The organism is Phycisphaerae bacterium (assembly GCA_035275405.1).
GTDB lineage: Bacteria > Planctomycetota > Phycisphaerae > UBA1845 > UTPLA1 > DATEMU01.
This window is the reverse complement of sequence record DATEMU010000012.1, coordinates 390,240-404,911: the sequence shown is the minus strand read 5'-3', so window position 1 is coordinate 404,911 and position 14,672 is coordinate 390,240. Positions and strand designations below refer to the sequence as shown.

Sequence of the window (14,672 nt, the reverse complement as noted above, 5' to 3'; positions counted from 1 at the left end):
ACGGAACTTCTGTTTTTGACTTTTCAACCCTTTGACTTTTCACTCCCCGATATGCTCCGTTTTGAGAATGTTGCCAAGGTGTATGAGCGGCGCGGGAGGCCGACGCGGGCCCTGGATGGCCTCTCCCTGGATATTCAGCGCGGCGAATTCGTCGCCGTCGTCGGTCCCAGCGGTTCGGGAAAGAGCACCTTTCTTCACCTGGCCGCGGCGCTCGACCTGCCGACGACCGGCCGGGTCTTCATCGAAGGCCGTGATACCACGGTCCTGTCTGAAGAACAGCGTACCGAATTGCGCCGCTATCGCATTGGCCTGGTCTTTCAGTTCTTCAATCTGCTCCCGAACCTTCCGCTGGATCGCAACATCGCCATCCCCCTGCTTCTCGACGGCCGGCGCTTCGGGGCCGTCCGCCCAATGGTCGATGCGTTGATTGAACGCATCGGGCTCGCCGACCGGGCCAGCGCCTATCCCGACGAATTGTCCGGCGGAGAGATGCAGCGCGTTGCGATCGCCCGGGCGCTGATCACCGATCCGGCGCTTCTGCTGGCAGACGAGCCGACAGGTAATCTCGACTCCGCCACCAGTTCGGAAATCATGAACATGATCCGCCAGACCGCCCACGACACGCGACGAACCACCGTGCTTGTCACGCACGACGCCCAGGTCGCTGCATTGGCGGATCGGGTGATTCGCATTCGCGACGGCCGCGTCGAGGCAAGCGCTTCGGCGTCGCTGGCGGAGGTCGAGTCTCCGTGACACTGGCTTCCGTGCTGCAGCAACTCCTCGCGACCATGCCGCAGCATGTGCGTCGGCATCCGCTGCGGTATCTCCTCAGCCTGTTTTCCATTTCCGTGGCAGTCATGCTCTTTGTCTCGATGCGGATCACGCAAGAGAGCATCGTTCATGCATTTCACGGCAATCTTGAAGCGCTCGCCGGTAAAGCGCAGTATCGCGTCGTCGCACCCGCCGGCGTCGATGAAGCCGTCCTCGCCGCGATCGAAAATCTCCCCGGCGTGACTGCCGCGCCGGTTGTGCAAGCCGCCGCGGTCCTTGCGCAGGAACGACAGACAGTCATGCTGTTCGGCATCAGCCCGCTGCGCGAGGCCAAACTTCGCGGTTATCAACTCGAACAGAGCGTTCAACTGGACTTGCCCACGCTGCTGCTCAACCCCGATGCCGTGGTCATCCCCCGCCGCCTGGCCGATCGCTTCAGCTATCGGCTCGGTGAAAAGATCTCACTGACCGGCCCCGCCGATACGCGCGAATTCGCCATCGCCGGCATCCTCCTCTCCGACGGCGCCGCCCTCGCCATGGACGGCAACATCATCTTCATGGAAGTCGGCGCTGCCCAGCGTTTCCTCGGCCGCCCCGGCCGATTTGATCGCATCGAACTCACCCTCGACTCCCCCGAGCGACTCCACGCACTGACTCAATCGCTGGGCGACACCGCGTCGGTTGAACCGATCCGCGGGCATAACCCCACCTTCGACTACATCACCAGCCAGTTCCAAACCATCCTCGTCTGCTTCAGCCTCCTCGCCTCCGTCATCGGCCTCTTCATCGTCTACAACACGATGTCACTATCCGTTGTTCAGCGTGCCAAGGAAATCGGCACGCTCCGCGCCCTCGGCGCGACGCGAGGTGAAATCCTCGCCGTGGTCACGGGCGAAGCCGCCCTGATTGGACTCGTCGCCTCAGTTCTCGGCACGGTCGGAGGCCGCGCGATCGCCTCTTATGCCCTGGAGCAGACGGCCCGGACCCTCACGATCATGCTCGATTTGGCCGCCCCACAACTGGTCGTTCCGTTGGACGCGTGGATCCTCGCCCCCATCGTCGGCATGCTCGCCGCCATCCTCGGCGCCTACGCCCCCGCCCGCGCCGCCGCGATGCTCCCGCCGACCGCCGCCATGAGGCCCGGCGAAGTCGAATCGCAGCTGCGCCAGCGCACTGGACTCTGGCTCGTCATCGGCATTGCCCTGCTGGTCTTCTGCGCCGTCGTCGTCCGCCATCCGCGCACAGACTGGAAGCCGACCGTCGCCGGGCTCATGGCGGGCCTCTTCGGCATCGCACTGGCCGGACCGCAACTGCTGATCTGGTTCAGCCCGCCCATCCGCCGACTGGCTCGTCGATTCTCCAACGTGCCGGCGTTTCTCGCGCTGCACAACATCATCCTGAACCCGTCACGAACCTCCCTCACCACCATCGCCCTCGGCGGCAGCCTCAGCCTCATCATCGCCATGGCCTCGATCATCGGCGGCCTGGACCGGGAAATTTCGCGCTGGATGGACGACGTGCTCGTCTTCGACATGACGCTTCAGACCAACGACATGGCCTCCACGGCCTACCCCTCCAGCAGCTTTCCTGCGCACCTTCTCGATGAAATCCGCCGGGACCCCGAGTGCGCCGAAGCCTACGGGGTTCGCTCGCGCCTCGTGCCCTTCCGCGGCGACGACATCATGCTCATCACCTACGACACCGCCGCCGTTCAAAAGGGCCGCATCGATCGAGGCCGCTCCGCCAATCCGGCCGCCGACCTCGCCCGCGCCGCCGCGCTGCAGGCCGGCCAAGTCGAGGTCTCCGCCAATCTCGCGCGTATTCATGGTCTCCGCCCGGGTGATCAAGTGTCCCTCGACACGCCACAAGGTCCTCGGTCCTTCGCGATCCACAGCATCCAGACGGATTACACTTGGTTCCGGGGAAGCGTTTTCATGGAACGGGCGGTCTATCACTCGCTCTGGAACGACACCTCCCTTTCCTACCTCGATATTCGCGTTCGCCCCTCTGCCGGCATCGGCCTCCCCACGGGGGACGATATCGCGCGCTACCAGGCGAAGCTGACCGAGCGGCTCAGCGGTCGATACGGCCTGTACCTCTACCGCCTCGATGACCTCATGGACTTCGCCCGGCGTTTCACCCGCGAGTGGTTTGCCCTGGCCAATATGCAACTGGTACTTTCCGTCATCGTCGGCGGCGTCGGGGTCGCCAATACCCTCCTCGTCTCGCTGCTTACGCAATCGCGCCAGATCGGTCTGCTCCGCGCCATCGGCGCGTCTGCCCGGCAGATCCAGCAACTCCTAGCCATCGAGGCGGCCTTGCTCGGCGCGCTCGGCGCTTTGGCCGGCGGCGTCATCGGCCTGACCACCGCAAGGTTTCTGGTCGTGCCCATGACCATCAAGGCCTCGGGCCACGATATTCCGGTGGTCATTCCTTATGATGCAATGGGTTACGCGGGCTTGGCCGCCCTGCTCATCGCCCTCGGCGCGGCAATGCTCCCACTCCGCGCCGCCCGCCGCCTCGATATCATCCAGGCCATTGGCTACGAATGAAGACGCTCAACGATCAACCTTCCAACCGCACGAGTAGAGCATTTCTCAGGCTCGCGGGCGTCCTCGTCCTCCTGACGGGGTGCGGTCGCCATCCCCTCCGTCTGCAACTGGAACCCACCGTCGAGCGGCCGGAAAAATCCGTCGTGCTCTTTTTCGTGGACGGTCTGGATCGAGGCCACCTGAATCAGTTTCTCGCTCAGGGCCGGCTCCCCACGATCCAGCGGCTCTTCGTCGACGGCGGCGTAGGGGTGCAGCACGCCGTGACCAGCATTCCTGCGATGACCTATCCCAATACCGTCAGCCTCCTTACCGGCCGTTTTCCCGGACATCACGGAATCGTCGGCAACCAATGGTTCGACCGCCGCACGCTCGCATCCACGGACTACATCCGCCCCTCGCATTACCAGACCGTCAATCACGACTTCCGCGATCCCACGATTTACGAAATGCTCAACGACCATTTCACGATCAGCATCCAATGCCATACGCACCGCGGCGCGAACATTGCCGAGACTAACGAAGTTCCTACCGGGCTGGCTTGGGCGGTCGGACTGTTTCAGAGCATCGATCAACTCTCCGCCGGTTCCCTCGAGGAAATAGGGGACTATGTCAACCGCGCCGGCCGCTGGCCCAGCCTGCTGACTTTTTACTTCCCCGGCATCGACGAAATCGGCCATCTCAGCGGCTCGGACTCGTCCGCCTACGCCTCGGCCGTGGAGAATATTGACCGTCAAATCCAGCGCGTCACCGACGCGTTGGCACGCGAGCATCTTCTCGAACGAACGACGCTCATCCTGGTTTCCGATCACTCCCACCCAGATGTCCATGCCACGAAATCAGTGGATCTGGTCGGCTGGCTGCGAAAGGAGCGCCGGCTGCACGTCCATCGGGGCGAGTATTTCGCCCGGGACTACATCACGGCATTCGACCATTTTGAGAATTACGACGCCATCGTCATCGACGGCTCTTTCCGTCGAATCTATGTACATTTGAAGGGATCGAGGGGTTGGAGCCGACCGGTCAGTGCGGAAGAGGTTTCGCGGTGCGTGTCCGGCGGCGCCGAACAGGACGCTTCCCCGCTTTGGAAGCTGCCCGGCGTGGAACTCGTCTGTACTTCGCCCGCGCCAGGCACGGTTCACGTCTTTTCGCGCCGCGGCGCAGCCCTTATTGAGCGCAAAATGGAAGAGAAAAAGCCGATGTACCGGATTGTCCCTTGGCCGAACGAGCCGAACGATCCACTTCAAATTTCGGACAACGCAACTCTCTCCGCCTTCGCCGCCGCCGGTTGGCATACGTCCCGTGAATGGCTTGCCGCCTTAGCTTCTACGAATTATCCGGATTTTATTCCTCAAATTGTCGAAGCCTTTGACTCACCACGCACAGGAGAATTCGTGGTCTTCTCGGCGCGGGATTGGGCCTTTGAAGGTCACGATCGGGGCGAACACGGTTCCTGCCTTCCGGAAGACATGCTAATCCCGATGTATTTCGCCGGTCCCGGATTGCCAAAAGGATCGTCGATTCCAAATGCGCGACTCGTCGACCTGACCCCCACTGTGCTGGATCTGCTCGGGGAAGGCGATCGGATCGCCACATATTCCCTGGACGGTGAAAGCATCGCCGACAAGCTCCGTCAGGCCGCGCCTTCCCGCTGGGACCCATCCGCGATTCGATAGGTATGCTTCCGCGCAAACTGAAGCGGCCTGCGCGTTAAGCGTTTTTCATTCTGGTGTTACGTTTCCGCGCTAAAGATCTAGTGTTAGCTTCGTGCGACGACGGTCGCTCAGCGCAGCGTTAGGCTGTCTTCGGCAGGGGGAGTCCATTGAAAAACAGAGAGTTGGTTTTTTCATTTTTTTTGGCAATGCACGCTCCCTCGCAGGGGAAAAGACTTGTCGAGACTCGGGATCCTGCATTCCGAAGAACCAGGCCATTGGCGGTTTTGAAGTCTGCCCGGCGACAAGCGGGCTACTCGGAGAATCGCCGACAGCGCGCCAACCGCGCAGGAGTACTCAAGATGTTATTCTCGGAAAGTAGTGGAATATCGAGTCGAGTGAGTCATATAGCCGTCGTCGGACTCGCGTTAATGATCGTCGCGATCGTGTCGCCGCCGGTCTGGGGTCAGGTGAATCCGGATATTCACATCGTCAAAAACGCCGACTCCACGTCTGCCTGCGAAAGTACCGGGATTACCTATACTTACACCGTGACCAATCCCGGCGACGTGCCTCTTGAAAACGTCGTCGTCGTGGACGACAACGGCACGCCGGGGGATAACTCTCCCGAAAGCGATGATGACTTCAGCCCCGTTCTTGTCGGCGGCGATACCAGCGGCGTCGGACTGCTGGACCCCGATGAAACTTGGACCTACACGGCGACCCGCACGCCGCCGGTCGGCACTCGCACTAATACCGCAGAAGCCAGCGGCGACTTCGTGACCGACGTCGGCACCACGACGGTGACCTCGGAAGACGACGCGTCCGTGGTGATCAATCCGAATCCTGATTGCACGATTACGGCGGACCCGCCCTGCCCCAATTCGACCGGCAACACGGCATGCGTTCCCGATGCCGGACTGGGCGCGACGTATGAGTGGTTGCTCGAGGGCGGCATGATCATCGACGGAGAGGGCGAACGTTGCGTCACCTATACTGCGGGGCCCAGCGGAGATGTCGTGATTGCCGTGATTGTCACGACGGACGATGGCTGTTTCTGCAAGGGAGGGGTCGTTCTGGAGATCGGTTCCGATCTCGATTGCACGATCACGGGCGGTATCGAAAACCTTTGCCAGGGTGAAACAACAACGTGGTGCGGTCCAGCCAATATGGACACTTATTCGTGGACCGCGAGCGGCGGCGGCGTCATCCCGGCGGGCCAGGCGGACGACGCGTGTATCACGATCGGCACAGCCGGCCAATACTGTCTGGTCATCACCGATAATGGCTGCACCGGCACGTGCTGCCGCACACTGACGACGGTCAACTGCCCCCCTCCGCCTCCCCCTCCCTCCGGCTGCCGCGTGACCGGCGGCGGCAACAACGAAGTCAATGGAAACCGTTACACGTTCGGCGGCCAGGCCGGGGCCCCGCTCACGGGTTGTTGCCCGTCTGCACAACCCTGGGGGGAGTGGACGCACACCCAGCACAGCGGCCCGCTGGGGATCTTCACCTTCCACGCGGGCACGGCCAGCGCACCGGAAGGAACGATGATCACTTGCATTGAATGCAGCGATCCGCCCGTCTGTCCCCATGCCGCTGCCAACGGGCATTTCAAGCAGATTGACTTCAGGGGCATCGGGACGATCAAGAACATCAGAACGTCCCCACCCGGATGCACGCTTACGAACGGCCCGCTCTATGCCTTCGAGGTACACATGGAGGACCTTGGCGAGCCCGGTTCGCCCAACGATCCGGAGCCTGAGCTGTGTCCGCCCGGCGGCGCCTCTGGAGCGGGGGCCGACTGTACGTGTCCGGACTTCTATCGCATTAAGATCCACTGCGACGACACGTTCGCGTCGGCTATCGCTTATGAGGTGTTCGGTTATAGCGACGGAGGGAATTTCCAAATTCATGACCCGACCGGCAGCCATAAGGAGTCGCAATGCGCACAACTTGCCTCAATTGCCGCTGTTGCGGATGCTCCCACTCCCGCCGGTTCGAACTCGAACTCGTGGTGCGGATTAGGCGTGGCGACAATGATACCGTTCGGCCTGATCGGCTGGACCTTCGCCCGCCGGCGACGATCAGGCGGGAGATCTGCATAGCCGAAAGTCAACCGTGAACTCTCGCGGCCGGCGCCGCTCGGAAAGGTCGAGTGAGCGTCGGCCGCCTTTGATATCAATTTAGCGCGGTCCGCACGACGGATCAAAGAAGTTCATGATCAGGCTGTAGTAGTATTGCTTCGCGTACGGCGCGAACCCGATGTGCCCGCCGCCCGGCAAGACGACGGCCGCGGTGTTGGGATGGCTGGTCGTCGCCATCAGATCGGCCACATCCTGCGCCTTGGACAGTGGGTCGTTTGCGGCGAAGACAATAAGTAGCGGCATCCGCGCGTTCGCCAGTTTCTCATGATCCGGCAGGTCCCTGTACGGCAGGAGCCGCAGGAAATGTACCGCATCCCGGAACCCATCCGCATAGCGCAGCGACGCATGCGCAAATTCGAATTCGATGCACCGCCGCAGGCTGCCGCTCGTGTCCCCCGCCTTTCGATACTCCATCCGCGTCCGAATGTTCTGTTGCAGGCCGGAAAGGACAGGGTGCTTAAACTTCGACCACGGCGTTTCCAGCGCCGCAATCAGCTCTTCAAACCGCAGCACCGGCGAGAACGCCATCACCCCGGCTGAAAAGTGTCGATACTCCGGGACCGTCGGCAACACGGCGGCCAGCGTCGGATTAATGCTGGGATGATCCCGGCGGCAATCGTCGTACCATCCTGCGATTAGCGCATGGTTGGCCCCCCAGCAGAATCCAATCAAGCCCGTCCGGTGAACGTAGGGCTGGGCTTCCAGCCAGCGAGAAACCGCCAAGGTATCCAGTGTTTCAAGCACACCGAACCCGTAGTAAAGCTCCGGATGCCTGATGAGCGTTCGTCCATGCCCGCGAAACTCCAGCGCCACCGCATGGAACCCGCAGGCCCTCAGGGCGTCGCACAAGTCGCGCGTCCGGAGAACGTTGTTATCCCCCAGCAGCCCTGGCAGAATCACGATGCAATCCTTAGGCTCCCCAGACCCATCTGTTCCCAGTGCGAGCCCCAACCGCCCGGAGATCTCGACACCCTCGCCAACGGGTATCCAGATATCCTCATACCCCGGCCAGGGAGGCGTCGGTAACCCCGGCGCCGAATCCGTCCCGGTTGCCTGTGCCGTGTGAGCCAGCCCGTCCCAGTTGCCTCGCAGGCTCGCTAGCCGCTCCGGTTTGATCTCAAAATGGCCGAAGACATCACGTGGTCGGCCCGCCGAATCAACGAGGTCCTCCGTGAGAAGCGCCCCCGCGCGTGATGGAGGCAGGTGCCCAGCCAAGGATTGGTGACATCGCCGTAACCATGAGCGAGTCCCGGCCTCAAAACCAGGTGAGGCTCGTGTCCAATCTGTGGCTACAAAGGGGAATGACCGCTCAGAGAATTGTCCCAGGATCATGGATGAAAAGCCCTAGCTGGGTAAGTTAGGTGGGCGGGCTGGACCGGTCAATTGTGCGACCGTAGCCTGGTAATAGGGCCGTTGTTACCGGTCGTGTATAAGGAAAAGCCTTATCGCGGGGCCGTTTGCCGGATTACGACGACTACGATAAAAAGACTTGCATTGAAAGGCCTGCCCCCCCAAGATGTTGCGTTCGTTCGCGGGACCGAACACGGATAACTGATGGAACAACACCGACCGACCACATTACTGACCGGGGCGACCGGCTTCCTTGGCCAATTCATCCTGCGCGATCTCCTCCACCGCAAACGACGGGTGGTGGCTCTTCTTCGCGCCCCTCTCCAGGACACGCGGCACCGCCTCGCCGGGCTCCTGCGTCAGCTCGACGTGGAAGTCGAGGATTATGTCAAATCAGGCCAGCTCATACTCCGTGAGGGCGCCCTGCCGGACGACCTGCCGGACGGCCAGTGGGGCCCGACCGACGACATCGTCGCCTGCGCCGCCAGCCTGCAACTGTATTCCAATGGCAACGGCGAACCCTTCCGGACCAACGTCGAAGGCACCACCGTCCTGATCGACTGGGCGCGGCGACATGACGTGCATCGCCTTCACGCCGTCAGCACCGCCTACGTCTGTGGGACCAAGTCGCAGCGGGTCATGGAGGAAATCCACCAGGAGCGGCCGCCGTCGTTTCAGACCCAGTACGAAGAGAGCAAATGGATTGCCGAGGCGGCCCTCGCGGAATGGGCACGCGAGAATGGCAACATCCTCACCATCCTCCGCCCCAGCTTCCTCGTCGGCGACTCGACCACGGGCTACACGACGCAATTCGGCGGATTCTACCAGTTCGCCCGGCTCATCAGCCTGATGAAGACCGAATGCAGTGATGGCTCCAACGGCGAGATCTCGAATATTCCCCATCGCATCCCCGGTCGTCCCGAGGATCCGATTCAGAACTTCGTTCCCGTCGATTACGCCGCGCGGGTGATTGCGGAGGTCGTACTCAATCCCGAGTACCACGGCCGGATTTACCATCTGACGGACCCGGCCCCACCCTGCTGGGACGATTTCAAGAAGTGGATGGAGACCTATTTCGGCATTACTGGCGGTTATTTCGTCGATGCCGACAGCGGGGGCGAACTGGCTGACAAATCCGTCGCCGAATCGCTGCTCTGGGAAAAATACGACCTGCTGGTGCCACGAATCCGACACCACCCCGTCTTCGATGATACTAACGCCCGCACGGTGCGCGAGGCTGCCGGGGTTCGCTATCCGTCCTTTTCTCGAGAACGGGTCTTCACCTTCCTGGACTACGCCGTCTCGCAGCGCTGGGGCCAAAAGGCCAACCGCCGCCACGCACGTTAGCGCCGAACCACCTTGTCATTCGAGCGATCCGGCTTCGCGTCGATCGGGACGCCAATTTTCGCTAGTTCCGGCCGCAAGTTCGCTAAACGCAGGACGGAGGGCAATTCTCCCGCCGTGGTCATGGCAAACCCGGACGACGAGGCCGGACCCAGATTGCCGTGTGAGCCCATCAGGTCGACCACACTGGACATGAACGGGCTGCCGCAATGTCGCCCGTCCTGCACCGAAAGCAGCACGTCGGGCTGGCTTTCCACGAGACCATGAAATGCCCGCCAGAGGCGATGCAGCGCGTCGGGGTATTTGTGTTCCATCGTGGCGTCGAAGAGCGCGCGATCGCGGGCGAACCCCTGGGCATCCACCGCCCCCTTGGATTGCAAACCCGCAAGGACCGGCAGCATTTCCAGCGGGTCGCCGTATTCGCATTCGTACTTCAGGCCGTCCGGACCCGAGGTAATTCGGGCCCGCCCGCTACGGCCCAATACCACAACTTCATCGCTATCCGCGAGGTAGGCCGCATGTTCCACCCCGTCCACTCCAATCAAATCGCGGGCCACGGCCGCCGGGCTTTGCGTATAAATCGCTGCACATGAAACCACGCCGAATTCCGGCACGGCCACGTCTTGAGGGCCCTTGAGTTTCTCCGTGACGTGATAGCCCATCCTCTCAAGAATGTCAGGCAACGGGATGCGATAACTTCGTCCCAAATAATGCCCATGATCTGACATCAACGTGATCTGCACTCGGCCGCGCAGCCGGTGCATGACCGACTGGCAAAACCGATCGAGCCGAACCAGGGCCCCCTGGTGGCCGTCGCGACCGTACTGCGCCCCCAGACCGGAGGTACAGACCGAGTAGCCGACAAAGAAATTGACGTCCGAACCGTAAAATTGCCGCTGAATATTGCCCAACTCGTGGTTGTACCAGGTGAAGGGCCAAAAATAAGCGACGGAGTGCACCCAGAAGCGCATGTGGTAATCGACATGGGCCAGCCATCCGCCTGCGACCCGTTCCTCGGCATACGCCGTGTATCCACCGCGCAATTTGGAATCGGCGTAGTACTGCGATTCGCTGGCCAACGACGGGGACGTGCCGAAAAACTCGGCCAGCGCCACGTCGGTCATCACCGGAAAAGGAGCGATCGTTCGTACCGGAGGATAGAAAAGTCGAAACCGCCCTCGCGCATACGCCTCCTGCACCAGTTTATAGGGAACGCTGTCAAGAATGACGAGCAGGTGTCGATCCGCCGGCGCTTCGGTATCCAGTCGCCGGACCGTCCGATCAACTACCTCGTCGATCTGGCCGTCATTGTTGAGATCAAGACGCAGGAGAGCGACGCGGCCGTCGGGCCCCAGCCGTTCATGGTAGTCCGCAACTCCGTCGCCGTTGCTGTCATATAGACGCTCTTCCGCGCCGGTGGAATGCTCCACGCGGAGTGGGGCGGTCGGCATCATTTCCGGGCCGGGATCGGCGCATCCGGAAAGGAAAGTGAAAAGGCAACCCAGGAGCACGGCGAAAGCCGGTGCTAATTGCCAACGACTTCGGCTCCATCCCAGGTGAGTGTTCGTAGCGCGGCGCTCCTATCTAATTGTAAAGCCCCGGCAAGTCTGCGCGGGGCTTTGAGACGGAATATCATATGCTTGCAGCGAAGACTCGTCGAATTGCCGAGTGGAGATTACAATCTTGTCATGATCGAATACGGCATCGTCGGACTCCTGGTGCTCGCCGCCTTCGTACACGTCGTACGGCGGCTCATGCGCAGCACACGAACCGCCAATTCCGCATGCGGCGGATCCTGTGCGTGCGGTCCAGGAAACTTTCGCGATGATCGGCTCGGACGCCGGATCGAACTCGTTCAATTGAGCGCAAACCAAAGAGCAAACCTCGATGCTACGAGCCTATCCCATGCCCCCCACGCCCCCAATCAAAGCTAGGACCGCCATCGTGACCGGCGCGGGTCGCGGTATCGGGCGGGCCATCGCTGCCCGCCTTGCGGCGTCGGGGGCGAACGTGGCGGTCGTCTCGCGCACCCTCGATCAGCTTAACGAAACCACGCAGCTCATCGCGCGGTCCGGGGGCCAGGCCCTGGCCGTCGTCGCCGATCTCACCAAATTGGACGACGTCGCGCGCCTGGTCGACCAGACGCAGTCGGCTTTTGGCGACGTGGACATTCTCGTCAATTGCGCGGGCTTCGCGGCGGTCGCCACTATCGAGAACATGGAGCCGGCGGTCTTCGACACCCTCGTCGCCACGAATACCCGCGCGATATTCCTCTGCTGCCGGGAAGTCTGGCCGATCATGGCGAAGACCGGCAGCGGCGCCATCGTCAACATTTCATCGGTCGCGGCTTACGATCCCTTCCCGGGCCTGGGAGCTTACGGCGCGACGAAGGCGTTCGTGAATGCCTACACCAAGGCCCTCGCCGATGAAGGCAAGCCTCTCGGAATCCGTGTTTATGGTGTCGCCCCCGGGGCGGTTGAGACCGACATGCTCCGCGGATCATTTCCCGACTTCCCCGCCGATCAAACCCTGCAGCCCGACGAAGTGGCAGCGCTCGTGGAGATGCTATTGTCCCCCGCTTGCACGCACGTCAGCGGGCAGACCCTGGTCATCAAGAAAAGCTGACCTGCACTTATATCCGGTGCCGAATCGCCCACAGGTCGGGGAAGATCGGCTTGAAGAGCGATTCCTTCAAGAACGGTACGCCCGGCGAACCGCCCGTCCCATGTTTGCTGCCGATCGTCCGCTCGACGAGCTTCACATGGCGGTAGCGCCATTCCTGCAGGCCTTCGTCAAAATCCGTCATGAGTTCGAAGAGGATCGCCAACTCCGGGTGCTTTAGATAGAGCGCCAGGAGTCCTTCCTGAACTTGTTCGTTGGCCTGGGTCGGCTGTGTCCGGTCGCCGCCACGCAATGACGGCGGAATCGTAACACCGCGCTGCCCCAGAAAGTCGTAAAAGTGATCCACCACGCTGGTGTCGGCGAGCCGGCGTTGAAGGGTCGCCAACGCCGGCGATTGCGGATCGACGAATTTCAGCGTTGCGGGCCGCTTGAAGCCGAGGGCGAACTCCAGCTCTCGGAACTGCGTCGATTGGAAACCCGACGCCGTTTCCAGCCGATCCCGAAAACTCGAAAACGACATCGGCGTCATCGTCTCCAGGATGTCGAGCTGCCCCACCAGCGTCTTCATGACCGTCCGGGCCCGCTTGAACGTGTGAATCGCGCCGTACAGGTCGTTGCCCGTGAAGTCGCGGTTGATCTTCTCGACTTCGTGCAGAAGTAGCTTGAACCACAGCTCATAGACCTGGTGAATGACGATAAACAGCATCTCGTCGTGCTCGGGCGGGCGGGAGCGCGGCTCCTGTAAACCAAGGAGGTCGTCGAGATGAAGATAACTCGAATAGGTCAGGGACATGGACGACTCCTCGTGCGTCGGGCTCGGCCCGCCAGGGCTCTGCGCGCGTCCGCGGCGGGCAGAGCCCGCCCTACAAACTCACGGCCAGCGCCAGCATGACCAACACGACAACAACCGTGATCCAGGCAGCAACCAACACAATGCGATCCTGCCGCCGCGCTCGCCGCACCGCGTCAGCGTAGGGCGTTCGCGTGAACGACACCATCGTATACAAGGGAGTATACCGGCCCGGCAGCAGGCGATGCAGCGTCCGCTCGATCTTCTTCTTGAGGCGAAACGCCCGCGAGGCCGTCTTGTCGCGCATCTCGCGAAAGTTTTCAACGGCCAGGTCGGCCAGCGCGTCCACGTTCGGCTTCCGCTCGGCCTCGTATTCGCCGAAAGCCCGCTCCCAGTTCGGTGCGTGCCGGCGCAGGCATTCGTCCAGCACGATGCAATCCTCGAACGCAGCATTCATCCCCTGCCCGTAGAATGGGACGACTGCGTGCGCCGCATCGCCGACGATCGCTACTTTGCCACCGTAGTGCCACGGCCGACAGCGGACGGTCACCATCGAACCCGTCGGATGGGCCTGGAAGTCCTCCACGAGCGTGGGCATCAGGGGCACCGCGTCGGGAAATTCGCGCGCAAAGAACCGCCGCACGTCGTCGCCGTCGCGGATTCTCGCGAAGCTCACCGGCCCTTCAAACTGCCAGAAGAGGGTACATGTAAACGAACCATCTGGGTTCGGCAGGGCGATCATCATAAAGCTCCGCCGCGGCCAAATGTGGAGGGCATTTTTCTCCATTTGAAACTCACCGCTCGCCCCCGGCGGGATGGTCAGTTCCTTATATCCGTGGCGAAGGTAGTCCTGCGAATAATCGAATCGATCCAACCGCTGCATGGCCCGCCGCACAGCCGAAAACGCCCCATCGACGCCGATGACGACGCCGTCCTCCGTCTCGATCGTCCGATTCGTTGCCGTATCCAGGATGTGAGCGACGCCGCGATCCAGGTCTACGTCCGTGCAGCGGTGATTGAATAGCACTCGCACATTCGGCAGACGCTGCGCGGCGGTCAAGGTCACACTGTTGATCGTTGCCCGCCCGATCGAATAAATGCATCGCGACGGGTCTTTGTCGTAGGGCTGAAAGTGCAGATCGCCGCGCGGACCATGGATCATGCGCCCGCGCATGGGGATCGCCGTCTTCAGCACTTCTTCGGCCAACCCCACACGCTCCAGCGCGTCGATTCCCCGCGTCGAGACCGCGAGGTTGATGGACCGGCCGCCCACGAAATTGCCCGCTCCGGGGTCGGCCCTCCGCTCGTAGAGATCTACGGCATAGCCCGCGCGGCCCAAGTACGTCGCCAACAGCCCTCCGGCCAGACCGCCGCCGATGAGGGTGAATCGTGTGTCGTCGCCGTTGGGCATGTCGAGGCGTATTAGACGGCAACGAGCGCGCGCCGC

The 14,672-nt window shown here is 61.9% G+C and carries 11 protein-coding genes and 1 pseudogene; 7 read left to right on the top strand and 5 right to left on the bottom strand.

All coding sequences use genetic code 11. From position 1 onward, the window contains the following. Positions 1-15 precede the first annotated feature (15 nt). The 4 genes from VJZ71_14505 (at position 16) to VJZ71_14490 (ending at position 7,080) form a co-directional block, all read left to right on the top strand. On the top strand, positions 16-753 hold the full coding sequence (locus VJZ71_14505) for an ABC transporter ATP-binding protein (GenBank protein ID HKQ49279.1): 738 nt from the start codon (positions 16-18) through the stop codon (positions 751-753). After that, positions 750-3,323, top strand: coding sequence for an FtsX-like permease family protein (locus VJZ71_14500; protein ID HKQ49278.1), 2,574 nt, complete (start codon positions 750-752; stop codon positions 3,321-3,323). Before VJZ71_14505 ends, VJZ71_14500 begins: the two co-directional genes overlap by 4 nt. Further along, positions 3,320-4,996 carry an alkaline phosphatase family protein gene (locus VJZ71_14495; protein ID HKQ49277.1) on the top strand — a complete coding sequence of 559 codons (1,677 nt, stop codon included), beginning with the start codon at positions 3,320-3,322 and terminating at the stop codon, positions 4,994-4,996. Before VJZ71_14500 ends, VJZ71_14495 begins: the two co-directional genes overlap by 4 nt. Positions 4,997-5,370: 374 nt before the next feature. Continuing rightward, positions 5,371-7,080, top strand: coding sequence for a hypothetical protein (locus VJZ71_14490; GenBank protein HKQ49276.1), 1,710 nt, complete (start codon positions 5,371-5,373; stop codon positions 7,078-7,080). Positions 7,081-7,158: 78 nt separating this feature from the next. On the opposite strand, the gene VJZ71_14485 is transcribed toward VJZ71_14490, so the two are convergent. Then, the gene (locus VJZ71_14485; protein ID HKQ49275.1) at positions 7,159-8,019 is read right to left on the bottom strand and encodes an alpha/beta fold hydrolase; all 861 of its coding nucleotides are present in this window, start codon (positions 8,017-8,019) and stop codon (positions 7,159-7,161) included. A 654-nt stretch (positions 8,020-8,673) separates the two neighbouring features. On the opposite strand from VJZ71_14485, the gene VJZ71_14480 reads away from it, so the two are divergent. After that, positions 8,674-9,816, top strand: coding sequence for an SDR family oxidoreductase (locus tag VJZ71_14480; protein ID HKQ49274.1), 1,143 nt, complete (start codon positions 8,674-8,676; stop codon positions 9,814-9,816). Here VJZ71_14480 and VJZ71_14475 read toward each other — a convergent pair. Next, the gene (locus VJZ71_14475) at positions 9,813-11,267 is read right to left on the bottom strand and encodes a hypothetical protein (protein HKQ49273.1); all 1,455 of its coding nucleotides are present in this window, start codon (positions 11,265-11,267) and stop codon (positions 9,813-9,815) included. The two genes, VJZ71_14480 and VJZ71_14475, sit on opposite strands and share 4 nt — an antisense overlap. Before the next feature lie 186 nt (positions 11,268-11,453). On the opposite strand from VJZ71_14475, the gene VJZ71_14470 reads away from it, so the two are divergent. Together VJZ71_14470 and VJZ71_14465 are read left to right on the top strand one after the other, a co-directional pair. Then, positions 11,454-11,747, top strand: coding sequence for a FeoB-associated Cys-rich membrane protein (locus VJZ71_14470; protein HKQ49272.1), 294 nt, complete (start codon positions 11,454-11,456; stop codon positions 11,745-11,747). Further along, the gene (locus VJZ71_14465; protein ID HKQ49271.1) at positions 11,719-12,438 is read left to right on the top strand and encodes an SDR family oxidoreductase; all 720 of its coding nucleotides are present in this window, start codon (positions 11,719-11,721) and stop codon (positions 12,436-12,438) included. The genes VJZ71_14470 and VJZ71_14465 overlap by 29 nt, the downstream gene beginning before the upstream one ends. A gap of 7 nt (positions 12,439-12,445) precedes the next feature. Here VJZ71_14465 and VJZ71_14460 read toward each other — a convergent pair whose 3' ends face one another. From VJZ71_14460 to VJZ71_14450, 3 genes and pseudogenes are all read right to left on the bottom strand, one after another. Continuing rightward, on the bottom strand, positions 12,446-12,781 hold the full coding sequence (locus VJZ71_14460) for a tryptophan 2,3-dioxygenase family protein (GenBank protein HKQ49270.1): 336 nt from the start codon (positions 12,779-12,781) through the stop codon (positions 12,446-12,448). Positions 12,782-12,853: 72 nt separating this feature from the next. Further along, positions 12,854-13,231: pseudogene (locus VJZ71_14455) on the bottom strand (tryptophan 2,3-dioxygenase family protein). A 67-nt stretch (positions 13,232-13,298) separates the two neighbouring features. Then, entirely contained in the window at positions 13,299-14,636 is a 1,338-nt protein-coding gene (locus VJZ71_14450) for an NAD(P)/FAD-dependent oxidoreductase (protein HKQ49269.1), read from the bottom strand. Between the last annotated feature and the right edge of the window lie 36 nt (positions 14,637-14,672).